The organism is Staphylococcus sp. GW821-FHT11H10 (assembly GCF_058807855.1).
The window spans coordinates 29,917-54,341 of sequence record NZ_JBXARC010000008.1; the positions used below are offsets into that span (position 1 = coordinate 29,917).

A 24,425-nucleotide genomic window follows, 5' to 3' on the forward strand; every position below is an offset into this window, starting at 1 on the left:
TTTCCTCCTTAAAATTGTGCAAGTTCTCGCATTTTTTCTAAGATTTTATCAGGATTCATCATAACTTCATTTTCAAGATTAGGAGAAAATGGCATTGAAGGAACATCTGGTCCTGCTAATCTCATAATAGGTGCATCAAGTTCAAATAAACAGTTTTCAGCTATGATAGCAGAGACTTCTGACATGACACTGCCCTCAAGATTATCTTCAGTTATTAATAAAATCTTGCCATTCATTTTAGCACGTTCAATAATTGTTTCTTTATCTAGAGGATAAACAGTTCTCAAATCAACTATTTCAACACTAATACCATCTGCTGCTAAAATATCAGCAGCTTGCATACAATAATTTACACACAATCCATATGTAAATACAGTTATGTCCTTCCCTTCACGTTTTACATCAGCTTTTCCGAGAGGAACTGTATAATAATCTTCTGGCACTTCTTCTTTCAAGAAGCGATATGCTTTTTTATGTTCAAAGAATAATACTGGATCGTTTGACTCAATAGAGGATAATAATAATCCTTTAGCATCATAAGGGGATGAAGGTATGACAATAGTTAACCCCGGTGTAGACGCAAAGATGCTCTCGATACTTTGAGAATGATATAAACCACCATGTACCCCACCACCAAAGGGTGCTCTGATTGTGATAGGACATTGCCAGTCATTATTTGAACGATAGCGCATTTTAGCTGCTTCACTAATAATTTGATTAACTGCAGGAAGTATAAAATCTGCGAATTGAATTTCTGCAATTGGTCGTTTACCAATCATTGCTGCTCCAATAGCAGTTCCTACAATATTAGATTCAGCCAAAGGTGTATCTATTACTCTTTCAACACCATATTTGTCTTGAAGACCTCTAGTTGCACCAAAAACGCCACCTTTACGTCCTACATCTTCACCTAATATAAATACGTTATTATCATGTTCCATGGCTAGGTCTTGCGCTTGTTGTATTGCTTCAATATAACTCATTTTACTCATTGCCCATACCTCCTTCTGGATCATAAACAAATTGATATGTTTCTTCTACAGATGGATATGGCGCTTTTTCTGCATCTTTAGTGGCTTTATTAATAATTTCTTTATGCTCTTGCTCTATATTGTCTAACCATTCTTGATTAATAATCTCTTTTTCTAATAAATAATCTTTAAACTTAAGATTACAATCATAAGTTTTTAATGCTTCTCTTTCTTCTTTCGTACGATATGTATCATCATCATCTGAAGAATGTGGCGTCATACGATGTGTGATAGCTTCAATTAGAGTGGCACCCTCACCATTTAGTGCACGTTCTCTAGCTTCTTTCATAGCTTTATACATTGCTATCGGATCATCCCCATCTACTGTCTCACCATATATGCCATATCCTAAGGCTCTATCAGAAAGTTTTTCTGCAGCGTATTGTAAAGTATTAGGCACAGATATCGCATATTTATTATTGATGATGACACAAACAAATGGTAATTTATGAACGCCTGCAAAGTTTAAACCCTCATGAAAATCTCCTTGATTTGAACTTCCCTCACCGACAGTTGCCGTAGCAATATTTGGTTTTTTATCCATTTTTAAAGCTAATGCAGCTCCAACTGAGTGTGGTATTTGTGTAGCAACTGGAGAACTTTGTGATAATATGCCCTTTTCACGATGACTAAAGTGGGAAGGCATTTGTTTTCCTCCGGAATTAATATCATCTTTTTTTCCAAATGAAGCTAGCATTGTATCATATGGGGAAATCCCCATAAAAGTAACAAATGCTAAATCTCTATAATATGGAGATGAAATATCTCCTTCTTTCATAGCGTAAGCCATTCCTATTTGAGTAGCCTCTTGTCCTTGTCCACTAACAACAAATGGAATTTTACCAGCGCGGTTTAATAACCATAATCGTTCATCTACTTTTCTACCTAAATCCATCCATTTATAGATTTCTTTAAGGTCTTCTTCTGAAAGTCCGACAGATTTATAATCAATCATCTTTTATGTTCCTCCTGTTAAACGTGTATTGCTCTATTTTCTACTTTCAATCCCAATTCCATAAGTACTTCTGATATAGAAGGATGTGCATGTGTTGTCAGACCTAACTCAATTGCTGAACCATTCATAAATTGCAATAATGAGGCTTCGTTGATTAATTCAGTAACCTGAGGGCCTATCATATTAATACCGATAATTTCATTAGTTTCATCATTAATTATCATTTCACAAAATCCTCTATCATTAGTAGTTTCCTCTATTACTGCTTTACCAATTGCATTAAAGCTTACTTTAAATGATTTGGTCTTAATGTTTTTGGCTTCGGCTGATTCTTTATTATAACCAATTGAAGCAACTTCTGGGTGTGTATATATGCATTTCGGCATCTTGTCATAATTTAGAGGTAGTCCATTGCCATTAAACATGTGTTCAACAGCAAGTATTGCCTCTTTAGAAGATACATGTGCTAATTGAAGCTTACCTATGCAATCACCTGCAGCATAAATATGCTTATCTTCGGTTTGTAAAAAGTCATTAACAAGTATATTACCATTATCATCAGTTTTAATTTTAGTATTATTTAATCCTATATCATCAGTATTAGGCTTGCGACCAATTGATACTAAAACTTTTTCAACTTCTATAGTTTTATCTTTATTTACTTGAATAGTTACAGAATTAGAGTTGACTTTAACTGCAGATTCATTTAATGCGCAATTTTCATAGAACGTTACTCCTCTTGCTATAAGTGATGTTTTTAGAAAATTTGCAATTTGAGCACTCTCATTAGGCAAGATTCGTTCACCAGCCTCTATCACACTAACATTTACACCTAAGTCAATTAATAAAGAAGCAAATTCAAGACCTATCACTCCACCGCCAATGATTGCTATGCTTGCAGGTAAATCAGTGAGTTGCAATATGTCATTACTAGATAGAACTGTATTGTGATTGAAAGGCAAGAATGGTAATTGAGTTGGTAGTGAACCTGTAGCTATCAGTACATTCTGATTAGGTAATAATTCAGATTCTACATTATCATATTCAACTGAAATGGTACCACTTTGAGGTGAGAAAATAGATGTCCCCATAATTCTACCTGTGCCATTAAATATATCTATGTGATTTTTCTGCATTAAACTTTCAATACCTTGATGCATTTGATTAACAATTTTGTCTTTACGTTTCATCATGGATTTTAAGTCAAATGAATATTGACCAACATTCACTCCGAAATGAACTGAATCTTTAACTGTTCTTAAAACTTCAGCAGATTTTAATAAAGCTTTTGTAGGAATACATCCTTTGTGAAGACAAGTGCCACCTAACAAAGATTTCTCTACTATAGCTACTTTATTACCTAATTGAGATGCTCGAATTGCCGCTACATAACCAGCGGTTCCTCCACCTAAGATGACTAGGTCATATTGATTTTCACTCATAATTTTACTCCTAACTTGCTTTGCGATTGGATTTAATAACGTTAATGTGTAAGTGACTTTAAATTTTAAATGCATTTAGTAACTTAATGAGTAGGTTACATATAAAATTAAAATATTCATTTTATAATGTTAATAATTATTTTACAGCAAAAATAATTATTAATAAATTCAATGAATTACTTACTACTTTTTCTTTGATTTTGGCTAATCATTTCTTTTGCATTTTCTCTAGTTAATTCAGTAACACTAGCACCAGAAATCATTCGTGCGATTTCATCAATTTTATCATCATTTTCTAATTCTTTAACTTGAGTTGTTGTGCGATCATCATTGGATGCTTTACTAATTAATAAATGATGATCACTCATAGATGCAACTTGTGGTAAGTGCGAAATACATATTACTTGAATATATTCAGCTATATCTCTCATTTTTTCAGCCATTTTTTGAGCAGCTTGTCCTGACACTCCTGAATCTACCTCATCAAATAAAATTGCAGTTTGTCCCCTTGATTGTACAAAAATACTTTTTAAAGCGAGCATAATACGAGATAGTTCACCGCCAGATGCAATTTTATTTAAACTTTTGAGTGGTTCACCTTTATTCGGACTGATTAAAAACTCTACAAATTCTATACCATCAATTGTTGGTTTATCTAATAATTGGAATGAGATTTCTAAATTAGCATCTTTCATTTGTAAATTTTGTATTTCAGAAACGATATGGTCTCTTAATGTTCGAGCTACTGTGCGACGCTCTTTAGATAACAATTTGCCTTTTGACATCACTTCATCATATAATTGACTAATTTCCTCACGTAATTGTGATGTACTTTCTTCATAATTTTCGATTTTGTCTATTTCATTTTGAAGCTTATCTTTGTAAGTAATTAATTCATTAATGTCTTTGCCATATTTCCTTTTAAGATTGTTTAATAAATTCATTCGAGATTCTAGCTCATTTAGCATTTGCTCATCAAATTCAGTGTTTGACATTTCATCATATAACTCGTGCTTAGCATCTTCAAGCGTGTAATAAAATTGATCAATATCCTCTTTTAATTTACTAAATTTATCAGGCAAAATATCATCTATGGATTGTAAATGATTACTTAATTCATATAGTCTATCTGTAATTGCATGCTCATCAGTCAAAGTGACATGCGCATTATTAAGCGCCATGCTTAGTTTTTCGGAATTTTGAATTCTACGTATATCGACTTCTAATTGCTCAATTTCGCCCTCTTTTAAAGAAGCTTCTTCTAATTCTTCATATTGAAATTTCATTAAATCCAAACGTTGAAGTAATGCTTGGTCGGCAGACTCTAATTCTTCTAATTCCTTTGTTTTACTTTTATACTGATTAAACACATTTTTATATTTTTCTTTAGTTGATAAATACTTGTCTTCTGCATAATCATCTAATAATTTTAAATGATACTTTTGTTTAAGAAGTGTCTGTGTTTCATGTTGACCATGAATATCTAATAGTTCTTGCATAACTTTTCGCAAATCTTGAAGCGTAACAATTTGATTATTCAACCTACAAATACTTTTACCAGTGCTAAATATTTCTCTTTTTACTAATAAGAAGTCCTCGTCGATCTCTATATCAAGGTTATGAAGTATATGAATAACATCTTTACTTTCATCTATATCAAATATGCCTTCAATAATCGCTTTCTTTTCACCATGTCGAACATAATCTGATGATGCACGCATTCCAATTAACTGGCCAATCGCATCTATGATGATTGATTTACCTGAACCCGTTTCACCACTTAGAACTGTTAATCCATCTGAAAAATGAATTTCTAATTCATCAATAATTGCAAATTGTTTTATTGATAAGGTTTGTAACATGAATTCATCGCATCCTTATAATAAATTGAAAATTCTTGTTTTAATTGTATTACTTGCGTCTTCATCTTTACAAATTAAAAGGCAAGTATCATCACCACATATAGTACCGAGAACTTCATCCCAATCGATTTGGTCTAAAATAGCGCCGATAGATTGAGCGTTACCAGGTAAGGTTTTTAACACAAGTAGATTACCTGTACCTTCTATATTTACAAATGAGTCCATGAGATAACGACCCAATTTTTCTAATGGATGGTATTTTCGATCATTAGGCAAGCTATATACATACTGACCTGATGGTGCAGGAACTTTGATTAATTGTAATTCTTTAATATCACGTGATACGGTAGCTTGCGTAACATTAAGGTCGTATTCATTAAGACGTTTTACTAGTTCGTCTTGAGTTTCTATTTGTTCGCTTGAGATAATTTCTCTAATCTTTATGTGTCTCACAGATTTTTTTGCCATTATGAACACTCCTAGTTTCGAATAATTATACAATGATTTTAACACATCATTTTTTTTACTACTACTATTGTTATTATGCATACGTAACTGATAACTCAATAATCGTAAATTGTTTTATTTAAATACTAATAGGTACAATTAGTTAATTTGTATTGTAAAAATGTATAAACAAATAAATAAATATGTAAATTAAAATTATGATATAAATGTATTGCCTCAATTTAAAATAGTGTACTAAAACACCCTTCAACGCCAGTTTTTAAACAGTAGCTTTGAAGGGTTAATACTAATGATAATTAATGATCACGTGTGTAGAAAAGCTCAACGATATCTAATAGAGGTTTAATATCATAGTGTGAAGAAAGTTGTTCTATTGATTTTATGGCAGCATCTTTATGGAAATTTAATTTATCTTCAGCTCCATCTTTACCTAATAAAGAAACATACGTACTTTTGTGATTTTCGATGTCACTACCAACTTTTTTTCCTAATTTAGATTCATCACCATATACGTCGAGCAAATCATCTTTAATTTGGAACATCAAACCCATATGATTACTAAAATCTTCAAGAGCTTGTGATGTAGACTTATCTACTTTAGCAATATCAGCTGCACTTAATACTGCGAATTGAAGTAATGCTCCTGTTTTAGCTTTATGTATCTGTTCAAGCGTATCCAAATCAACAGGTTTATCTTCACTTTGCATGTCTAATGTTTGTCCTCCGACCATGCCTAAGTGACCACTATTATGCGCTAATCTGGAAAGTATTTTAACTTTAACGTCAGATTCTAATAATTCATCATCAGCAATGATTTCAAATGCCTTAGTTAGTAGTGCATCACCTGCTAAAATAGCTTTCCATTCACCATAGACTTTGTGATTGGTAAGTTTACCACGACGGTAATCATCATTATCCATCGCAGGAAGATCATCATGAATTAAAGAATACGTGTGAATCATTTCCAATGCCAATGCAGTTTTTTTACCTTTTTTATAATCTTGATTTAATACATCTAATGTTAAAAATACAAGAAGTGGTCTTATTCTTTTACCACCCGCATTGAGAGAATATTGCATACTTTCTTCTAGATTCGTATTTAGTGGTGAAGTTTCGATTACACCGTCAAGAGCGCTATTAATTTGATTAATTAATTCATTCATTGACTTCTTTGCCATTTTCTTCATCCTCTGCTTCATCTTTAATAAGTTGATTGACTTTCTTTTCAGCATCTTTAAGTGTTGCATCACATGTTGCTGAAAGTTTCATACCACGTTGATATAACTCTAATGATTCTTCTAATGATACAGTCTCATTATCTAACTTTTGAACGATATTTTCTAATTCTTGCATCATTTCTTCAAAACTTTGTTGATCTTTACTCATGTTCACACCTAACCTTTTTAACGATGGCATCTACGTTACCATCTTTCATTGCTAATGTAATTTCATCATCTTTACTTAAATCCTGTGTACTTGTAATGACTTTATCATCTTTATTAATAATAGAATAGCCTCTCAACATAGTATTAGTAGGACTTAAATTATTTAATAGTTCAACTTTATTTTTGAGCTCTAATTTATTATTATGAATGTTTTTCATTGTTAGATTTGATAAACGATTTTTAACATTCATTAGTTGCCTTTTATTTTGTAATATAGTTTGATTTAATGTTTTTACATTAAAATTCTGATGAAGAACTTTTAATTGATATTTTTTATTCTCAATTTTGGATAATAATAATTGAGTTAGTTGTCTTTCTAAGTCATCTTTGCGTTGTATCTGTTGATCGTATAATAATGAGGGTTGTTTAAACTTATAATAAGATGCTAAATGATCTAGTTGTTTATATTGTTTTTCAAGATACTGTTTAATATACCTTGATAATGAAAATTGGTATTGCTTAATTTGTTGCATCAATTCATACTGATCTGGAGTCGCCATAACTGCAGCTTGTGTTGGTGTTGCTGCTCTGACATCTGCTACGAAATCACTGAGAGTAAAATCGGTTTCATGTCCAACAGCTGAAATAATGGGTGTTTGACACTCAAAAATCGCTTTAACAACATCTTCTTCATTAAAGTTCCATAAATCTTCTATAGATCCACCACCACGGCCTACAATAATAGTATCAACGCCAAGTGAATCAGCATATTTAATATTTTTTATAATATCCTCTTTGGCTTGTGTACCTTGTACTAAAGTACTTATTTGGATTTTTTCGGCCAAAGGATATCTACTATTTATTGTAGATTGAATATCTCTAATTGCGGCACCAGTACTAGCAGTTAAGATTGCGATTTTTTTAGGGAATCGAGGAATAGGCTTTTTATGTTCATTATTAAAAAAGCCTTCTTTTTTTAATTTTTGCTTTAATTGTTCTAACTTTTGATACAAGTTCCCTATACCATCTAATTCCATTTTATTCACATAAATTTGATAATTTCCACGTCGTTCATATACTGAAACACGTGCTTCTAAAAGGACTTCATCACCTTCTTTTGGCTCAAAAGTAAGCTGGTTCGCATTACCTTTAAACATCATTGCACTTATCACACTATCCTTATCTTTAACGTTGAAATAAAGATGTCCACTTGAATGTTTTTTAAAGTTAGAAAGCTCACCTTTTAGTAAGATAGATTGCAAATGTGGGTCCTGATCAAATTTATATTTAATATATTTCGTTAAAGTTGTAACGCTTAAGTATTCAGACATTGTCATCACTCAAATTAATTATTTTATGTTACTCAACACACCATTTATAAATTTATAATGCTCATCGTCGCTAAATTGCTTTGCTAATTCTACAGCTTCATTAATGATTACTTTTGGTGGTGTATCACTATGCAATAATTCAAATGTAGCCATTCGTAATATTATTCGGTCTGTTTTTAATAAACGTTGAAGTGACCAATCTTTAAGATGTGGCTTAATAGTATCATCTAGAACTGGCTCATGATCTTTAACACCTGTTACTAACCAATGTATAAAATCAAAGTCTAATTCAGGCTCATCATCTTTTATGAAATTAATGGCTTCATTGATTGTTAATTCTGTGTCTTTCATTTCTAACTGAAACAAAGTTTGAAATGCTTGCATTCTTGATTCTTTACGACTCATAAATAACTCCTTGTTAAATGTAATCTATATATTATTCGACAGTAATATGCATGATGTGAACGTTAATTTCTTTTGGCTCAATAGCAGTCATTGTTTTAATTGAGTTGAAAATAGATGTTTGAATTTTACTTGCAAATTTTGAAATATTTATACCGTGCTTAATAGAGCAATATACATCAATTTGAATGCCATCTTCTTTAACATCAATTTTTAAATTTCTATTGAGGTTTTTACGACTTATTTTTTCAATGTTACTATTTTTCAATTCTGAAAAATGTCCAGTTACCCCTTCTACCTCTGAAACAGCTATACTTGCAACTACAGAAATAACTTCAGGTGCAATTTCAATTTTACCTAAGTTTGAATTTGAATAATCTGCTACTTTAACCATTTGGTTTAACCTCCTACTCCTCGTCATCCATAATATTATATTGTTCTAAGAAGTTAGTATTAAAAGATCCACTTCTAAATATATCATTATTCATAAGTTTTAAATGGAAAGGAATTGTTGTATCGATTCCTAAAATTAAATACTCACTTAATGCTCTAAGACCAGTCATAATTGCTTCATCACGCGTTGGTTCATGAACAATGAGTTTAGCTACCATAGAATCATAATATGGAGGAATTGTATAATTTGTATAACAAGCTGATTCAATTCTTACACCATATCCGCCTGGAGCTAGGTATTGTGTGATTTTACCAGGAGATGGCATGAAGTTCTTATATGGATTTTCAGCATTTATACGGTATTCTATTGCATGACCATTGATAGTAATATCTTCTTGAGTGTATGGGAGTGCTTCACCCATCGCAACTTTTAGTTGTAATTTTACTAAATCAATGCCAGTAACCATTTCAGTGACAGGATGTTCAACTTGAATACGTGTATTCATTTCCATAAAATAAAATTGATTATCATTTAAATCATATATAAATTCAATAGTACCTGCATTTTCATAATTAACTGCTTTTGCAGCTCTTATAGCTGCATTACCCATCTCTTCACGTTGTTCATCAGATAAAATAGGAGATGGAGATTCTTCGACTAACTTTTGCATGCGTCTTTGAATCGTACAATCTCTTTCTCCGAGATGAATGACATTTCCATGTTGATCTCCAATAATTTGAATTTCAATGTGACGGAAGTTCTCAATAAATTTTTCAAGGTAAAGACCGCCATTACCAAAAGCAGTTTCTGCTTCTTGTTGAGTCATACGATAGCCATTCTCAAGCTCTTTCTCTGTTCTAGCCACTCGTATACCTTTTCCACCACCACCTGCAGTAGCTTTAATAATTACTGGATATCCAATTTCTTTAGCAATTTGTTTTGCATCCGAAATGGTTGTAACTAGCCCATCACTACCTGGAACAACTGGGACATTAGCTGCAATCATTTCTGCTTTTGCAATGTCTTTGATGCCCATTTTTTGGATAGACTCATAGCTAGGACCGATAAATTTCAATTGGCATGCTTCACACAGCTCTGCAAAATCACCATTCTCAGCTAAAAAGCCATAACCTGGATGAATACCATCACAACCAGTTGAAGTCGCAATTGATAATATATTTGGAATGTTCAAATAAGAATCTTTAGACTGAGTTGGACCAACGCAATATGCTTCATCAGCAATTTGAGTATGTAACGCGTCTTTGTCTCCCTCAGAATAAATGGCAACAGTTTGTATGCCTAAATCATGACAAGCTCTAATGATTCTAACCGCAATTTCTCCACGATTAGCGATTAAGATTTTTTTCATTATTTCACCTTAAATAACGGTTGGCCATACTCTACCATTTGTCCGTCTTCTACTAATATTTCAACTATTTCTCCAGAAACTTCAGCTTGTATTTCATTAAATAATTTCATTGCTTCTAAGATGCACACTGTAGATTCATTGGTAACTTTATCTCCGACTTGAACATATGCATCTTCTTCTGGAGATGGCGATTTATAAAATGTACCCACCATAGGTGCATTGATTGTTTGATATGATGAATCATCTTTATCGATTTGATCATTATTTTGTGGAACAGGTGATTCTGTTGCACTTTGATTTGGTGTTGCCATCGTTGATGTTGCTGGTGCTAATGGTGCTTGTTGTGTATATTGTGGTGTGATTATTTCTGTCTCTTTCTGTTTTTTTAGGTTGACTACACTACCTTTGTTATCTTCAATATTAATTTCAGTTAAACTTGATTGATCAAGAATTTCGATTAATTCTTTTATTTCTTTAAAATTCATAAGTTACTGACTCCTCGAATTAGTTTTCATCTACCAATCTATTTTACTTGACTGAACTTGCCAATTCAAGCATGTGTCATTTTAGGGAATTACATCTTACTATTTAATGCTTATTATTATTGATAAATGGACTTTTGTAATTTATATAAAATAATGATTTAGATATTAAAAAAAGTCTTTCCAATTAGTAATTAGAAAGACTTTAGCTACTGTTAACTAAGCTCTTGAGATATAGCTTCCGTCGCTAGTGTTGATAACTAATACATCACCTTCATTAACGAATAAAGGTACATTTAAAGTATAACCTGTTTCAACTGTAGCTGATTTAGTTGCTCCAGTGGCAGTATCACCTTTGATACCTGGCTCAGTTTCAGTAACTTCTAATTCAACAGTTTTAGGTAGTTCAACTCCGATTGTTTCACCTTCATATGATTGGATTTGAACTTCCATGTTAGCTTTTAAATATTTTAATTCATCTTTTAAATAATCAGCTGATAATTCAGTTTGATCAAACGTCTCATTATCCATGAATACATGATTATCTCCATCAGCATATAAATATTGCATACGACGATTTTCAATCATTGCTTGTTCAACTTTTTCCCCAGCTCTAAATGTCTTCTCTTGAATTGCACCTGTTCTTAAATTACGTAATTTAGAACGTACAAATGCAGAACCTTTACCTGGTTTTACATGTTGGAAATCGATAACTTTCCAAATGCCATTATCTACTGAAATTGTTAAACCTGTTTTAAAATCATTAACCGAAATCATTCAGTTTCCTCCTCAAATATGCGCTTTCTATAAAATAATAAGGTCTTTTGTACATTTAGTAAAGACTTCACAACCATTTTCAGTTATTAAAATATCATCTTCTATACGTACGCCACCAAGACCATCAACATAAATACCTGGTTCAATAGTAACACAATTATTTACTTGTATTATACCCTTTGCATTTTTAGATAATAATGGTCCTTCATGAATGTCTAATCCAATTCCATGTCCAAGAGAGTGACCGAATGCCTCCCGATAACCATGAGATTCAATATAGTCTCTTGATAACGCGTCAGCCTCAGCTACAGTCATTCCAGCTTTTATTTCGTTGATTGCTTTAATTTGGGAATTGAGAACAATGTTATAAATATCTTTCATCTTAGAGTCAGGTTCCCCTATAGCAAATGTTCTTGTTATATCAGAGCAATATCCTCTATAGTATGCCCCAAAATCAAGCGTAATCATATCGCCTTGCTCTATGACTTTATCACTTGCTACACCATGAGGTAAAGCGCCTCTATAACCAGATGCTACAATTGTGTCAAATGAAGGGCCATCTGCGCCTAATTCTAACATTTTAGCTTCTAATTTACTTTTTAATTCTCTTTCAGTCATTCCAACCTTTGCAATATCTAATACATAGTTATATGTATCATCAACTATTTTAGCAGCGTATTTAATCTTTTCTATCTCTTCGTGTGTCTTTATTTCTCTGATTTTTTCAATCTCATTTCCAATAGAGATTAATTTAGCTTTCGATTGATCTAATGTTTGGTATGTATCATAACTCACTAAGTGTCCTTCAAAACCAACATGATTAAATTGTTCATGATTAATAATTTCTACAATCGCTTCAATTAAACCACCACTGCGTTTGATGATGTTAAATTTAGTTGCTTGATTAGTTGCTTGTTCAATATATCGAAAATCAGTAATTAATTGATAGTTATTTTTTGAAATTATTAATGCACCACTTGTACCAGTGAAATCTGATAAATATCTACGATTATAATCTGATAAAATAACTAAAGCATCCAATTGTTGAACATCTAGTAAGTCTTGAACTTTTGCTAATTTATTCATACAAATCACTCCAAGTATAACGTTTGTACATTTGCTCTATTTACATTAAAATAATAGCATAATTATTTTAGAAATAAAGAGATTTTGGTTTAGGGAGATTTTAATGAAAAAATTAATCGTTATTATTGGAGCTTCATGTTTATTGGTTGGTTGTGGCTCTCAAAATTTAGGACCATTGGAAGATAAGACAACCAAATTAAGAGATCAAAACCATAACTTGAAGTTAGATATTCAACAGCTAAATCAAGATATAAGTAATCAAAAAGCACAAGTTGAGGCTCTTAATAAAGATAAAAAAAATGTTTCCAAAACAGTTGATAATAATAAAGAAGCTAAATTTTTAGATGCTTCGTCTAAATATTATCAAGATATTACTAAAGTTATTAGTAATTATAATCAGTTGGATTTGTCTAAAAATAAGAAAGAAGACAAAAAGCAAAATCTTGAAAAATTAAATACTATTGCTAATGGTATTGATGATGCTTATGGTAAGTATAAGGGTGCCGTGACTAAAAAAGATTTATCTAGTGCAAATAAAAATGAAGATAAAAATATTAGACAAATTAACAAAGAGTTACAATCGGCATTTAAAGATATTAAGAGCGGATATGAAAATAATAATACGAATAAGTTGAATAAAGGCAAGACTAAACTATCTCAAGTGAACATGTCTAACAATTCATAATAGGAGTTTTTGATTTGAAAAATATATTGTTTTATTTAGTAATTTTAATTGCTGCAATTGGCTTGATTTTGAATTTAAATGTATTTATGATGTCTTTTGCTAAAACGATTTTCACCTTTTTAATCATTGCGTTAATTATTTATTTAATATACTATTTCTTTTTCTTAACTGAAGATCAACGTAAATATAGAAGAGCAGCAAGAAAATATAAAAAGAGAAATAGAAAATAAAAAAAATCATAGGATGACCAAATATTAGCCATCCTATGATTTTTTATTTTTTATATAACCATTCATCAGAACGATATTTTTCTTCTAATTCTTTTACTTCTTTTATTTGTTCATCTGATAAAGTAAGTGGTTTGAATTCTATGTTTAACCCCTTTTTAAATCCTTCTTCAAATGCTTTTTCCATTTCTTCAATTGATATATGTCTATCAGAAATATCATTAATCGCTACAGCTTTATCAACAAACGCTTTTTTCATCTTATCTTTTAGACGATCATTTTTAAAAATGAACATATCGAAAAGCTCATCAACGTTAACATCTTGTAATAAGGAACCATGTTGTAAAATAACGCCTTTTTGTCTAGTTTGAGCGCTTCCTGCAATTTTTCTACCTTCAACAACTAATTCATACCAACTAGGTGCATCAAAACAAACAGCACTTCGAGGTTGTTTTAATTTTTCTCGTTCTTCTTTGGAACGTGGAATCGCAAAATATGCTTCAAAACCTAATAATTTAAATCCTTCAAGTAATCCTTCTGAAATGACACGATATGCTTCAGTTACGGTAGAAGGCATATTAGGATGTTCTTCCGAAACAATAACACTATATGTTAATTCTTTATCATGAAGAACCCCTCTACCACCAGTTTGTCTTCTTACTAATCCAAATCCTTTTTCATTAACTTTATCAATGTCAATTTCTTTCTTTAATCTTTGAAAATACCCTACAGATAACGTTGCAGGATTCCAAGTGTAAAATCTGACAACAGGGTCAATTTCCCCTCTTGATACGAAGTTTAAGAGTGCTTCATCCATTGCCATATTATAATATGGATCATGGCTTCCTGTATTTATAAAATTCCATGTCTCTGTCATAAAATAATCTCCAATCACAACATATAATTATCTATAGAAAAATATTAAATTTTACATATAAATCTTTGATAAAAATAGCCAATAAAAAATTTTGATAAATTTAGCTAACAGCCTTATAATTATAATATCGGTTAATTAGGGAGGATGCAATATGAATGTATCTTTGATTATAGCTTTAGCTATTATAGTCATAATTATTTTATATATGCTTGGAAATTGGTTTATGAATAAACGAGCAGTCACTGAACTTGAGCAGAATGAATTTCACAAAGGTTTAAGAAAAGCTCAAGTGATTGATGTTCGTGAGAAAGTAGACTATGATTACGGACATATTAATGGCGCTCGTAACATTCCAATATCAATGTTTAGTCAAAGATATCAAGGTTTACGTAAAGATCAACCTATTTATCTTTGTGATGCAAACGGTGTCGCAGGGTATCGTGCAGCACGTATCCTTAAAAAAAATGGCTATAAAGATATTTATATGTTAAAAGGTGGATACAAAAAATGGACAGGTAAGATTAAAACTAAAAAATAATCTCTTGTCTGCTTACTAACTCTTAAAGATGTTCTTTAAGAGTTTTTTAATTATTTATGTGAAAATCATTTAGAAACGTTTTCTAAAAATAGAATAAACATAAAATATTTCACTTAAGTTTAAAATAGGGAAGACCCTGTAATCAATTAAATTGGTTACAGGGTCAAAGTTTTAAATTATTCTTTTTCTTCATGTAGATTATCAAATTTTAAAACAGGTTTACGCGCTGCGGTAGTTTCATCTAATCTATCAATTATTGTACTATGTGGTGCTTCTAATACTTTATCTGGATCATTTTTAGCTTCTTCAGCAATTTGAATCATAGCATCGATAAAGTAATCTAACGTTTCTTTAGATTCTGTTTCAGTTGGTTCAATCATCATACCTTCCTCAACGTTAAGTGGGAAATAAATTGTTGGTGGATGAACACCAAAGTCTAATAAACGTTTTGCCATATCTAAGGTACGGACTCCATGTTCTTTTTGTTTAGAACCACTTAATACGAATTCATGTTTACAATATTGCTCATATGGAATTTCATAGTGGTCTTTTAAGCTAGCTTTAATATAATTAGCATTAAGAACTGCTGCTTCAGAAACCTCTCTTAAACCTTCAGCACCCATAGTTCTTATATATGTGTATGCTCTTAAGTAAATACCAAAATTACCGTAGAATGGTTTTACACGTCCAATTGAGTTTTTAATATCATTATCGTATTTAAAAGTATCTCCATCTTTGATTACCATTGGTTTTGGTAAATAACTAGCTAATTCTTTTTTTACACCAACTGGACCTGAACCTGGACCACCGCCACCGTGAGGACCAGTGAATGTTTTGTGTAAGTTTAAATGAACCGCATCAAATCCCATATCTCCAGGACGTACTTTATCCATAATGGCATTTAAGTTTGCACCGTCATAGTATAATAATCCGCCTGCTTCATGTACAATTTCACGGATTTCCATGATGTTTTTCTCGAAAATACCTAAAGTGTTAGGATTAGTTAACATAATTGCAGCAGTATTTTCATTAACAACGCGTTTTAAGTCTTCAATATCAACTTCACCACGTTCATTTGATTTAACTGTAACAGCTTTAAAACCAGCAAACGACGCAGATGCAGGGTTTGTACCATGAGCTGAGTCAGGAACAATAACTTCATCACGATGACCTTCACCATTATCTAAGTGATACGCTTTGAAAATCATTAAAGCAGTCCACTCACCATGAGCACCTGCAGCTGGTTGTAATGTAACTTCATCCATACCAGTAATTTCTTTAAGTTCTTCTTGTAAACTATACACAATTTCTAAAGAACCTTGAACTTGCTCTTCTTCTTGTAAAGGATGTGACTCTGCAAATCCAGGTATGCGAGCAACTTTTTCATTGATTTTAGGATTATATTTCATAGTACATGATCCGAGTGGATAAAACCCTGAATCTACACCAAAGTTTTTATTTGATAATTCAGTATAATGACGAACTAAATCTAATTCTGCAACTTCAGGAAACTCTGCTTTATTTTTACGAATAAATTTATCATCAAGAATACTTTCAACTGAATCTGTTTTTATATCGCTTTGAGGTAATGAGTATGCATATCTACCTTCTCTAGATCTTTCAAAAATTAATGGACTTGACTTACTTACTACCATTTAGCTCACCAGCTTTCTTAACAAATGTATCAATTTCATCTTTAGTTCTTAATTCAGTAACAGCAATTAACATATGATTTTCGAAATCTGCTGAGGCTTCACCTAAATCAAAGCCTCCAATAAATCCATGTTCTGCTAATTTTTTATTTATATCTTTGATTGGTTGATCGAATTTGACAACAAATTCATTGAATGAAGTACCATCAAGCACTTCAAAACCATTGTCTTTAAATTGATTTTTAGCATAATTTGCGTGTTCTAAGTTTTGAACTGCAATGTCGTAAATACCTTGTTTACCAAGAGCTGACATAGCAATTGATGATGCAAGTGCGTTTAATGCTTGGTTTGAACAGATATTAGAAGTGGCTTTATCACGACGAATATGTTGTTCACGGGCTTGTAAAGTTAGAACGAATCCACGGTTACCTTCATCATCTTGTGTTTGTCCTACTAATCTACCAGGCACTTTACGCATTAATTTTTTTGTAGTTGCGAAATAACCACAGTGTGGTCCACCAAATTGTGTTGGTATACCAAATGGTTGTGTGTCTCCTACTACAATATCAGCACCAAATGAACCTGGAGGTGTCAATAGGCCTAATGCTAATGGATTAGCATAAACGATAAATAATGCTTTTTTGCCTTCAATAAATGATTGGATTTTTTCTAAGTCTTCCACTGAACCATAGAAGTTAGGATATTGAACTGCTACTGCAGCAGTTTCATCGTCTACAGCCTGTTCTAATTTTTCTAAGTCTGTAATTGTTCCATCTAAATCAACTTCAACAATTTCAAATTCTTCTCTAACTTTAACGTAAGTTTTTAACACTTGAAGTGCTTGATAATGAAGACCTTTAGATACTACAATTTTATTTTTCTTAGTATGATTGAATGCTAAGATACAAGCTTCAGCAAAACTAGTAATACCATCATACATAGATGAGTTAGCTACATCCATATCTGTTAATTCACAAATCAATGTTTGGAATTCAAAAATCGCTTGTAATTCACCTTGTGAAATTTCTGGTTGATACGGTGTATATGCTGTATAGAATTCAGAACGTGAAATCATTGCATCTACAATAGCTGGAGCATAATGGTCATAAATGCCAGCACCTAGGAAAGATGCATGAGTTTCTTTAGTTACGTTTTTATTTGCAACTGTATTAAGTCTTCTTAATAAAGAAGTTTCAGCTTCACCACTAGCAATATTTAAATCTCTATTTAATAAAATATCTTTAGGCACATCTCCGAACAATTCATTAATTGAACTTGCGTCAATTTTATCTAGCATTTCTTTTTTATCTTTTTCAGTTAATGGTATATAACGATGACTCACAATACACACCCCTTAATTATTTTTCAATTTGGTTTTTCTTAACAATTTTAGCTTTAAGCTGTCTTTTACGTACTTGAACTAATAATTCACGTCCCATTTCAAATTCATCTCGCTTAATAATTGCCATAGCGATTGATTTACCTGAAGATGGTGCTTGTGTTCCTGAAGTAACTTCCCCAATTTCATTACCATCAAGGTCTAAAACAGGATAACCAGTTCTTGCAATACCTTTATCAAGTAACTCTAAGCCAACAGTTCTACGTTCTGAACCATTTTCTTTTTGGTCTTTTAACACTGATTTACCGATGAAGTCTTCTTCAATCAGTGGTTTAGCAGCAAAAGCAATTCCGCCTTCATATGGTGTGATAGATTCTGTTAAATCTTGACCATGTAATGGTAGGCCAGCTTCTAATCTTAATGTATCACGTGCACCGAGACCGCATGGAACTACATTATGTTCAATGAAGCCGTTCCAAATGTCTACTGTGTCTTTTGCTTCACAATAGATTTCAAATCCGTCTTCACCTGTATAACCAGATTGAGATAAGATAACATTTTTTCCAAATAGAGTAACGTTTTGTTGGAAATCAAATGGTTTCATTTCACTTACATCTATATCAACTAATCCGCTTACCAAATCTCTTGCTTTAGGACCTTGAACAGCTAACTGACCGAATTGATTAGATACATTTGATACTTCAACATCAAATTTAGGTGCATGTTTTTGTACCCAAGCAAAATCTTTATCTGTATTTGCAGCGTTAACAATTAATAGATAATCATTGTCGCCAATTTTGTATGTTACTAAGTCATCAATAATACCGCCTTCTTCGTTACATAAAGCAGTATATTGAGCTTTAGTATCAGTAAGGTTGTTAGTATCGTTTGAAAGTAAGTATTGGACAAATTTACTTGCATCATTGCCTTTTATAGAGATTTCTCCCATATGGCTTACATCGAACATACCTACTTCATATCTAACAGCATTATGTTCTTCTTTGATACTTGTAAATTGAACAGGCATTGCCCATCCACCGAATTCTACTATTTTTGCACCACTGTCAACATAATTTTGATACAATGGTGTTTTTTTTAATTCGCTTGTCATTAGAAAACCCCCTATAATTTTTATAAAAAACAGAGTAGCAAATAGCTACCCTGTTTATACACTTAATCCAGGAATGCGTAGCAGTATTATCCTTTTGCCTGAGAGTTTAGTAGTTAACTTGCACCTTCGGCGATAAAAATCATTGTACTTAAATTTAAGTACAATATTTTTATTCTCTCTAATACTGATCAACCGCAAGTAAGATAATTTATAATCTCATTATAAATTTCTCTGATTGTTTTATCACTATTCACTTTCATGAATGCGATTTCATTATATCTTGAAATCCTTGATAAATACAAGTTATTTAACTGTTTTTTGGATTTATCAATTGCATTTGGTCTATGTTTGTCGTTTGTTACTCTCTTAACGATGACATCTATGTCACAATCTAGCCAAAAAATGTATTTATACTGTTTCAAATAATTTAGTGATTCAATATATTCGATAACGCCACCACCTGTTGCAATAACATCGTATTTTTTTGTGCATTCAGTTAAATAGTTATATTCTATCTTCCTAAAACCGATTTCTCCAACTTCTTCAAAGATTTCTGGTATTGTTTTATTTTCCTTTATTTCTATGTATACATCTAAATCTATGAAACTTAATTGTTTTTCTAATGATAAGTATTCTCCAATAGTACTTTTACCTGTGCCCATAAAGCCGATAAGAATTATTGGCGAATTTTTTTTGTTCAATAGCATCACCCTTTTTCAAATAGTTGATTTATCTTCAAATCATAATAACTATTAATGTTATGAATTGTCTTCAATTTTAAACTATATTGAGTTGTATAAAAAGAGATGATTGATAAATATATGATAAATATGAGCATAGTATATATGCTTATAAAACCTTTATAATTATAAGTAAAGTGATTTGTCATAGTAATTCTCCCTACTTCCAATCCTTAGAAACACTCCTATAATTCCTTTATGATTGGAAATGAACTTCGCATTTAAAACATTATTTAGTAGTGTAATATTTCCTCTATTGTTACTTACAAAAATAATTTTATGATTTTGATATTTAATGAAACTATTTTGATTTTGTTGTTTGAGTAAAATTGAATGTTCATCAATTAATTTTAAAGATATTGCTTTAGAATTGGTCATTTTATTAAGGTCCAATTGAAAAAATGAATATTCTAATTGGTCAAATTCATAGGCCGCACTTAAGTAAGTATCAGTCAAACGAAATAGATGGGGTATTATAGTTAAAATAATTATAGTAATTAATAAGGATATTAGCATTTCTATAAAAGTAAATCCTTTAGTTACTGAGGTGAACACAGACCTTATTCTTGGATAAACTATTATTATTGCATATCGCATTTTTATAAATTTTAATTTCATATTTTCCTATAGTAATCCCCTTTTTTAATTCTTTAATATTATAATATTTTTGACTTGTGATGATAGCACTTTTCATATCTAAAATTTCGTATTGATTACGTAAATTGAAATTTAATTGTTGTAATAGAGGTAAAAAAATTAAAGTAATAATAGTTATAATCATAAAGCCTAATAAACTATCAATTAATAAACTTCCCCTAATTTGATAATTTAACAAATCTTATCCTTCCTTTATCAATGTTAAAAATTACTCTGTAAATATTCTCTTTAGCTTTCAAAATGATTGATCCAAAACGATTGATTTTACCTTCATTATTGAATGTTATGGTGTGTACTTTTGCAACTGAAATAATTTTAGTGCCAAATAATCCTAATTTGTATTTATTTCCATTTTGTTCAATAATATTCATTTCTGTGGCTTGTTTGCTAAATACAATTGTAATTGATTGGTTCTCAGCAATTGCTTTTGATTTTATATACTCTAATTGGGTGATAATATTTTTTACTTTTAATTCACTTTCGATTAAATCTAATTTAGTTTTTGTATAAATGCTTGGGGAAATCATAATAATTATTATTAAAATTAATAAGGTAAGCAATGTTTCAAGAAGAGTAAACGCATTAATTTTACTAGTTCGCAATAGCCTCACCATTAGATATTGTAATTGTTTCTCCCGATCTGCATTGTTTTTGTCCTTCTTTTATAAGGCCATCATTTATAAGATCATTTATATTAGAAGGTGTTCGATTATGTTTTAATGTATATGCTTCTATTTGACTATTTATCATTTTGACTTGAGCTTCACAACCTGTGGACTGGATATGAGCTGTTTGTTTTGCAATGTTTGGAATAATTAATATTAGTAATACGCTGATAATTAGTAATACTAATAACATTTCTATTAGAGTAAAGGCTTTTAACTTTTTTAAATTTTTAAAGTGATTCTTCATATTAAACTCCTTATCATTTAATATTTTGCATTAACTGAAACATTGGTAACATAATTACTAAATACAAACTAACAATGAACAAGCCTAGAAACAGAAAAATAATTGGTTGAATGATTTTTGTATGAAGAAGTGATTTTTCTTTAAATCTATTAATTAAAATACTTGAGTAAATTTTAAGTTCTATATCTAATTTGGCACTTTTTTCTCCCTGCTTTATAAATTTAATTAAGTCTTTTTGAAAACACGGCATCATAGCTAAACTATTTGCTAAAGTTTCACCTCTATTAGTTTTATCCATTAAAAATTCTCCTAGAAACCTTAAATATTCATTATCATTTTGTTTAATATATGTTGTAACAATGTCCTGTAAACTTACGCCATTTTTATAAAATAGACTTAAATCATTAGATATTTGATAAGTTTTAAAAATTTTATAATAGCTATTAAACAAAGGTATTGATGATAAAATAATTATTTTTTTAGAAGTTTCTATTCGTAATAATACTATGGTTAAAATTACAAAGATTAAAATTCAAATAGTAATGAAAAAGATTAAAAAAGCGGGAAAAGAAGTAATCATTGAGGTTAAGAATTTCTGGTAAAATGATAAATTTACATCCATAGAAATGTATAGTTGTTCAAATTGTGGAATGACAGTATAGTTTAAAACTACTATCATACACATAAAAATACAGCATAATAAGAGTGGATATTGAACAGCTTTAATTACTTGCTGTTTTGCAGATAAATTTGTCTTTAAATATTTAATGGACTCCTCTAAAGCGTTTTCTAAATTACCATATTTTTGTGAAAAATAGATTTGAGTTGTAATTGAATTTGGATAACCTATCAAATTTAATACTTCATAACATGTTTCACCTGACTTAATAGATGCTATGATTTTATTTTTTAATTCTTTATCTCTGTATTTGAAATATAGGTTGATGAACTCAAAACTCTCTAAAAGTGTGAAGCCACTTTTTAATAAGTTTGACAGTGTTTCAAGTAAGTGAATCATTTGTGCACTCGTTAAATTCTTAGATGACAATTTAAAAATATTTACTTGCAGTATCTTCACAAATTGTTCCTTCTTTAGATAATAAATTTAATTGCTGTTGTAAATTATTAAAATTATGTGGCATTGTTTGTTCATGCTCGAAGAAAAATTGTATCTGCTTTTTATCTATTGTTTCACAAATTAAGCGACGCTCATTCTGAGTAGTCGTTATTAATCTTTGATTAGAAATGATATTGATCGATTGAGTTAATTCTTGAATTGAAATTCCCATCTCAAGTAATCGAAGTAATGCACCTCTACAATTAGTGGAATGCATAGTTGATAATACAAGATGTCCACTCAAACTAGCTTGAATTACACATTTAGCAACTTCTGCGTCTCTTATTTCACCTATTAAAATAATATCAGGATCACATCTTAATATAGCTTTAAATGAACTTACGTAGTCGATACCTGCTTTTTTATTAATTGATATTTGAGTAATTCCCTTTAGTAATTGCTCAACTGGGTTTTCGATAGTGATGACATTAAGATTTAATTCTTTATATGCATGTAGAACCATTTGATACATCAGAGTGCTTTTTCCGGATCCTGTGGGTCCAGTTAATAGAATTAATCCCTGTTTTTTATTTACTAAGTGTTTAAAATCGTTAAATTCTTTATATTCTTTTTTTGCTTGAAAATATTGAGGAATTATCCTAATTACACAACTTTCTATACCTAAAGACAAAGGTAATGTTGAAATCCGTAAATAAAAAGTAGATTTAGCTTGATAAGTATAACGACCACTTTGAGCGGATTGATGAGATGAAACGTCCAAACCTGATTTGAACTTCATAAATACTAATAATTTTTGATATACATCTAAGTTGAATATTTCATAAAGTTCAAGGTAATCATTAATTCTAAATTTAATATGAACTTCATCAACTGTAGGAATAAAATGTATGTCACTCGCATTTTTTGAAATAGCTTTATTAACTATCTCTCTGAATAATAGTTTCAAAAAAACACCTCCTACATATATAAACGTAAGAGGTGAAGAATTTACTTTATTTTATTGGCCATCTAAAAATGGATTTAATTGCTCATCATCTACTGTTGTATAAGGACCATGGCCAGGGAATAATGGTAAATCGCCTTCTAATTCAAATAATTTATCTTTAATAGAATCAACCAGTGTTTCATAATCACCGCGATATAAGTCAGTACGACCTATACCATTGTTAAATAACGTGTCACCGACTACAGCGAAATCCTCAAATACATACGTCAAACTTCCAGGAGAATGACCAGGAGTATGCAGTACATTGAATTCAAATCCTTCAATATTGTACTCACCTTCATCTAAATGGTTTGGTTTAACGTCACTAGTAATTAAAGGCATACCATATTGCTTAAACTTAGCAGAACCATTTTTATCAGGATCCTTTAGAAAACTAAACTCTTCTTTATTCATGTATAAAGGTACTTCATATTTATTAACGACATCGTCTAATGCACCAATATGATCAAAGTGCGCATGTGTTAATAAAATTGCTTTTAATGGTTTGTTAATTTGATTTAATTTTTTAAAAATCTTATCAGGTTCACCAGCTGGATCGATTAATATAACACTTTCTTCATTTTCAATAAAATATGCATTAGTATCTACCAATCCTAAAGTTAAGCTTGAGATTTTCATA

The 24,425-nt window shown here is 30.8% G+C and carries 28 protein-coding genes, 1 pseudogene and 1 riboswitch; of the genes and pseudogenes, 3 read left to right on the top strand and 26 right to left on the bottom strand.

Features of this window, described 5'->3' with window-relative positions; genetic code table 11:
- Positions 1–8 precede the first annotated feature (8 nt).
- From AC1RRU_RS06000 to AC1RRU_RS06065, 14 genes are all read right to left on the bottom strand, one after another.
- On the bottom strand, positions 9–992 hold the full coding sequence (locus AC1RRU_RS06000) for an alpha-ketoacid dehydrogenase subunit beta (RefSeq protein WP_011275695.1): 984 nt from the start codon (positions 990–992) through the stop codon (positions 9–11).
- Complete coding sequence (locus AC1RRU_RS06005) at positions 985–1,986, bottom strand: thiamine pyrophosphate-dependent dehydrogenase E1 component subunit alpha (protein WP_011275694.1); 1,002 nt, start codon at positions 1,984–1,986, stop codon at positions 985–987. Before AC1RRU_RS06005 ends, AC1RRU_RS06000 begins: the two co-directional genes overlap by 8 nt.
- Before the next feature lie 17 nt (positions 1,987–2,003).
- On the bottom strand, positions 2,004–3,428 hold the full coding sequence (gene lpdA / locus AC1RRU_RS06010) for a dihydrolipoyl dehydrogenase (RefSeq protein WP_011275693.1): 1,425 nt from the start codon (positions 3,426–3,428) through the stop codon (positions 2,004–2,006).
- Between the two features lie 176 nt (positions 3,429–3,604).
- Entirely contained in the window at positions 3,605–5,290 is a 1,686-nt protein-coding gene (gene recN, locus AC1RRU_RS06015) for a DNA repair protein RecN (RefSeq protein WP_011275692.1), read from the bottom strand.
- Between the two features lie 15 nt (positions 5,291–5,305).
- Entirely contained in the window at positions 5,306–5,758 is a 453-nt protein-coding gene (gene ahrC / locus AC1RRU_RS06020) for a transcriptional regulator AhrC/ArgR (protein WP_011275691.1), read from the bottom strand.
- 296 nt (positions 5,759–6,054) lie between these two features.
- Positions 6,055–6,936: a polyprenyl synthetase family protein gene (locus AC1RRU_RS06025; protein WP_011275690.1), complete on the bottom strand. Its 882-nt coding sequence runs from the start codon at positions 6,934–6,936 to the stop codon at positions 6,055–6,057.
- Complete coding sequence (locus AC1RRU_RS06030) at positions 6,914–7,144, bottom strand: exodeoxyribonuclease VII small subunit (RefSeq protein WP_011275689.1); 231 nt, start codon at positions 7,142–7,144, stop codon at positions 6,914–6,916. Before AC1RRU_RS06030 ends, AC1RRU_RS06025 begins: the two co-directional genes overlap by 23 nt.
- On the bottom strand, positions 7,137–8,474 hold the full coding sequence (xseA, locus tag AC1RRU_RS06035; protein WP_037558207.1) for an exodeoxyribonuclease VII large subunit: 1,338 nt from the start codon (positions 8,472–8,474) through the stop codon (positions 7,137–7,139). The genes AC1RRU_RS06030 and xseA overlap by 8 nt, the downstream gene beginning before the upstream one ends.
- An 18-nt stretch (positions 8,475–8,492) precedes the next feature.
- Positions 8,493–8,879, bottom strand: coding sequence for a transcription antitermination factor NusB (gene nusB, locus AC1RRU_RS06040; protein WP_011275687.1), 387 nt, complete (start codon positions 8,877–8,879; stop codon positions 8,493–8,495).
- 31 nt (positions 8,880–8,910) lie between these two features.
- A complete protein-coding gene (locus AC1RRU_RS06045) occupies positions 8,911–9,270 on the bottom strand; it encodes an Asp23/Gls24 family envelope stress response protein (protein WP_011275686.1) in 360 nt (119 codons plus the stop codon).
- A gap of 13 nt (positions 9,271–9,283) precedes the next feature.
- The gene (accC, locus tag AC1RRU_RS06050) at positions 9,284–10,639 is read right to left on the bottom strand and encodes an acetyl-CoA carboxylase biotin carboxylase subunit (RefSeq protein WP_011275685.1); all 1,356 of its coding nucleotides are present in this window, start codon (positions 10,637–10,639) and stop codon (positions 9,284–9,286) included.
- The gene (gene accB, locus AC1RRU_RS06055; RefSeq protein ID WP_011275684.1) at positions 10,639–11,124 is read right to left on the bottom strand and encodes an acetyl-CoA carboxylase biotin carboxyl carrier protein; all 486 of its coding nucleotides are present in this window, start codon (positions 11,122–11,124) and stop codon (positions 10,639–10,641) included. Before accB ends, accC begins: the two co-directional genes overlap by 1 nt.
- 216 nt (positions 11,125–11,340) lie before the next feature.
- Complete coding sequence (gene efp, locus AC1RRU_RS06060; protein ID WP_011275683.1) at positions 11,341–11,898, bottom strand: elongation factor P; 558 nt, start codon at positions 11,896–11,898, stop codon at positions 11,341–11,343.
- A 27-nt stretch (positions 11,899–11,925) separates the two neighbouring features.
- A complete protein-coding gene (locus AC1RRU_RS06065; protein ID WP_493196468.1) occupies positions 11,926–12,984 on the bottom strand; it encodes a M24 family metallopeptidase in 1,059 nt (352 codons plus the stop codon).
- Positions 12,985–13,087: 103 nt separating this feature from the next.
- Between AC1RRU_RS06065 and AC1RRU_RS06070 the strand changes: the two genes are divergently transcribed.
- Both AC1RRU_RS06070 and AC1RRU_RS06075 read left to right on the top strand, forming a co-directional pair.
- On the top strand, positions 13,088–13,669 hold the full coding sequence (locus AC1RRU_RS06070; RefSeq protein WP_011275681.1) for a putative periplasmic lipoprotein: 582 nt from the start codon (positions 13,088–13,090) through the stop codon (positions 13,667–13,669).
- Between the two features lie 14 nt (positions 13,670–13,683).
- On the top strand, positions 13,684–13,899 hold the full coding sequence (locus AC1RRU_RS06075; RefSeq protein WP_011275680.1) for an SA1362 family protein: 216 nt from the start codon (positions 13,684–13,686) through the stop codon (positions 13,897–13,899).
- A gap of 43 nt (positions 13,900–13,942) precedes the next feature.
- On the opposite strand, the gene AC1RRU_RS06080 is transcribed toward AC1RRU_RS06075, so the two are convergent.
- Positions 13,943–14,773 carry a lipoate--protein ligase family protein gene (locus AC1RRU_RS06080; protein WP_011275679.1) on the bottom strand — a complete coding sequence of 277 codons (831 nt, stop codon included), beginning with the start codon at positions 14,771–14,773 and terminating at the stop codon, positions 13,943–13,945.
- Positions 14,774–14,924: 151 nt separating this feature from the next.
- Between AC1RRU_RS06080 and AC1RRU_RS06085 the strand changes: the two genes are divergently transcribed.
- Entirely contained in the window at positions 14,925–15,311 is a 387-nt protein-coding gene (locus AC1RRU_RS06085) for a rhodanese-like domain-containing protein (protein WP_011275678.1), read from the top strand.
- Between the two features lie 176 nt (positions 15,312–15,487).
- Here AC1RRU_RS06085 and gcvPB read toward each other — a convergent pair whose 3' ends face one another.
- The 11 genes and pseudogenes from gcvPB to AC1RRU_RS06140 form a co-directional block, all read right to left on the bottom strand.
- Positions 15,488–16,966: an aminomethyl-transferring glycine dehydrogenase subunit GcvPB gene (gene gcvPB / locus AC1RRU_RS06090; protein ID WP_037536554.1), complete on the bottom strand. Its 1,479-nt coding sequence runs from the start codon at positions 16,964–16,966 to the stop codon at positions 15,488–15,490.
- On the bottom strand, positions 16,953–18,305 hold the full coding sequence (gcvPA, locus tag AC1RRU_RS06095; protein ID WP_046464806.1) for an aminomethyl-transferring glycine dehydrogenase subunit GcvPA: 1,353 nt from the start codon (positions 18,303–18,305) through the stop codon (positions 16,953–16,955). Before gcvPA ends, gcvPB begins: the two co-directional genes overlap by 14 nt.
- Before the next feature lie 16 nt (positions 18,306–18,321).
- Positions 18,322–19,413 carry a glycine cleavage system aminomethyltransferase GcvT gene (gene gcvT / locus AC1RRU_RS06100; RefSeq protein ID WP_011275675.1) on the bottom strand — a complete coding sequence of 364 codons (1,092 nt, stop codon included), beginning with the start codon at positions 19,411–19,413 and terminating at the stop codon, positions 18,322–18,324.
- 76 nt (positions 19,414–19,489) lie between these two features.
- A riboswitch (glycine riboswitch) is annotated at positions 19,490–19,605 on the bottom strand.
- Complete coding sequence (locus tag AC1RRU_RS06105) at positions 19,602–20,120, bottom strand: shikimate kinase (RefSeq protein WP_037558203.1); 519 nt, start codon at positions 20,118–20,120, stop codon at positions 19,602–19,604. It overlaps the preceding riboswitch by 4 nt.
- A gap of 159 nt (positions 20,121–20,279) precedes the next feature.
- Positions 20,280–20,771, bottom strand: a complete 492-nt coding sequence (locus AC1RRU_RS06110; protein WP_370741056.1) for a prepilin-type N-terminal cleavage/methylation domain-containing protein — start codon at positions 20,769–20,771, stop codon at positions 20,280–20,282.
- A complete protein-coding gene (locus AC1RRU_RS06115) occupies positions 20,689–20,988 on the bottom strand; it encodes a hypothetical protein (RefSeq protein WP_037558199.1) in 300 nt (99 codons plus the stop codon). Before AC1RRU_RS06115 ends, AC1RRU_RS06110 begins: the two co-directional genes overlap by 83 nt.
- On the bottom strand, positions 20,969–21,421 hold the full coding sequence (gene comGD / locus AC1RRU_RS06120) for a competence type IV pilus minor pilin ComGD (protein ID WP_370444504.1): 453 nt from the start codon (positions 21,419–21,421) through the stop codon (positions 20,969–20,971). Before comGD ends, AC1RRU_RS06115 begins: the two co-directional genes overlap by 20 nt.
- Complete coding sequence (gene comGC, locus AC1RRU_RS06125; protein ID WP_037558197.1) at positions 21,402–21,722, bottom strand: competence type IV pilus major pilin ComGC; 321 nt, start codon at positions 21,720–21,722, stop codon at positions 21,402–21,404. Before comGC ends, comGD begins: the two co-directional genes overlap by 20 nt.
- A gap of 13 nt (positions 21,723–21,735) precedes the next feature.
- Positions 21,736–22,800, bottom strand: a pseudogene (gene comGB, locus AC1RRU_RS06130) (competence type IV pilus assembly protein ComGB).
- Positions 22,772–23,746 (bottom strand): competence type IV pilus ATPase ComGA, encoded by a 975-nt coding sequence (comGA, locus tag AC1RRU_RS06135; RefSeq protein WP_011275668.1) that lies wholly within the window; start codon positions 23,744–23,746, stop codon positions 22,772–22,774. Before comGA ends, comGB begins: the two are co-directional and overlap by 29 nt.
- A 51-nt stretch (positions 23,747–23,797) precedes the next feature.
- Complete coding sequence (locus AC1RRU_RS06140; RefSeq protein ID WP_011275667.1) at positions 23,798–24,424, bottom strand: MBL fold metallo-hydrolase; 627 nt, start codon at positions 24,422–24,424, stop codon at positions 23,798–23,800.
- Position 24,425: the final 1 nt, after the last annotated feature.

What these genes read in the sequence shown, in the direction of transcription:
- AC1RRU_RS06000 (WP_011275695.1), bottom strand. Translation starts at nt 992, where the DNA reads ATGAGTAAAATGAGTTATATTGAAGCAATACAACAAGCGCAAGACCTA.
- AC1RRU_RS06005 (WP_011275694.1), bottom strand. Translation starts at nt 1,986, where the DNA reads ATGATTGATTATAAATCTGTCGGACTTTCAGAAGAAGACCTTAAAGAA.
- lpdA (WP_011275693.1), bottom strand. Translation starts at nt 3,428, where the DNA reads ATGAGTGAAAATCAATATGACCTAGTCATCTTAGGTGGAGGAACCGCT.
- recN (WP_011275692.1), bottom strand. Translation starts at nt 5,290, where the DNA reads ATGTTACAAACCTTATCAATAAAACAATTTGCAATTATTGATGAATTA.
- ahrC (WP_011275691.1), bottom strand. Translation starts at nt 5,758, where the DNA reads ATGGCAAAAAAATCTGTGAGACACATAAAGATTAGAGAAATTATCTCA.
- AC1RRU_RS06025 (WP_011275690.1), bottom strand. Translation starts at nt 6,936, where the DNA reads ATGGCAAAGAAGTCAATGAATGAATTAATTAATCAAATTAATAGCGCT.
- AC1RRU_RS06030 (WP_011275689.1), bottom strand. Translation starts at nt 7,144, where the DNA reads ATGAGTAAAGATCAACAAAGTTTTGAAGAAATGATGCAAGAATTAGAA.
- xseA (WP_037558207.1), bottom strand. Translation starts at nt 8,474, where the DNA reads ATGTCTGAATACTTAAGCGTTACAACTTTAACGAAATATATTAAATAT.
- nusB (WP_011275687.1), bottom strand. Translation starts at nt 8,879, where the DNA reads ATGAGTCGTAAAGAATCAAGAATGCAAGCATTTCAAACTTTGTTTCAG.
- AC1RRU_RS06045 (WP_011275686.1), bottom strand. Translation starts at nt 9,270, where the DNA reads ATGGTTAAAGTAGCAGATTATTCAAATTCAAACTTAGGTAAAATTGAA.
- accC (WP_011275685.1), bottom strand. Translation starts at nt 10,639, where the DNA reads ATGAAAAAAATCTTAATCGCTAATCGTGGAGAAATTGCGGTTAGAATC.
- accB (WP_011275684.1), bottom strand. Translation starts at nt 11,124, where the DNA reads ATGAATTTTAAAGAAATAAAAGAATTAATCGAAATTCTTGATCAATCA.
- efp (WP_011275683.1), bottom strand. Translation starts at nt 11,898, where the DNA reads ATGATTTCGGTTAATGATTTTAAAACAGGTTTAACAATTTCAGTAGAT.
- AC1RRU_RS06065 (WP_493196468.1), bottom strand. Translation starts at nt 12,984, where the DNA reads ATGAATAAATTAGCAAAAGTTCAAGACTTACTAGATGTTCAACAATTG.
- AC1RRU_RS06070 (WP_011275681.1), top strand. Translation starts at nt 13,088, where the DNA reads ATGAAAAAATTAATCGTTATTATTGGAGCTTCATGTTTATTGGTTGGT.
- AC1RRU_RS06080 (WP_011275679.1), bottom strand. Translation starts at nt 14,773, where the DNA reads ATGACAGAGACATGGAATTTTATAAATACAGGAAGCCATGATCCATAT.
- AC1RRU_RS06085 (WP_011275678.1), top strand. Translation starts at nt 14,925, where the DNA reads ATGAATGTATCTTTGATTATAGCTTTAGCTATTATAGTCATAATTATT.
- gcvPB (WP_037536554.1), bottom strand. Translation starts at nt 16,966, where the DNA reads ATGGTAGTAAGTAAGTCAAGTCCATTAATTTTTGAAAGATCTAGAGAA.
- gcvT (WP_011275675.1), bottom strand. Translation starts at nt 19,413, where the DNA reads ATGACAAGCGAATTAAAAAAAACACCATTGTATCAAAATTATGTTGAC.
- AC1RRU_RS06105 (WP_037558203.1), bottom strand. Translation starts at nt 20,120, where the DNA reads ATGCTATTGAACAAAAAAAATTCGCCAATAATTCTTATCGGCTTTATG.
- AC1RRU_RS06110 (WP_370741056.1), bottom strand. Translation starts at nt 20,771, where the DNA reads ATGAAATTAAAATTTATAAAAATGCGATATGCAATAATAATAGTTTAT.
- comGC (WP_037558197.1), bottom strand. Translation starts at nt 21,722, where the DNA reads ATGAAGAATCACTTTAAAAATTTAAAAAAGTTAAAAGCCTTTACTCTA.
- AC1RRU_RS06140 (WP_011275667.1), bottom strand. Translation starts at nt 24,424, where the DNA reads ATGAAAATCTCAAGCTTAACTTTAGGATTGGTAGATACTAATGCATAT.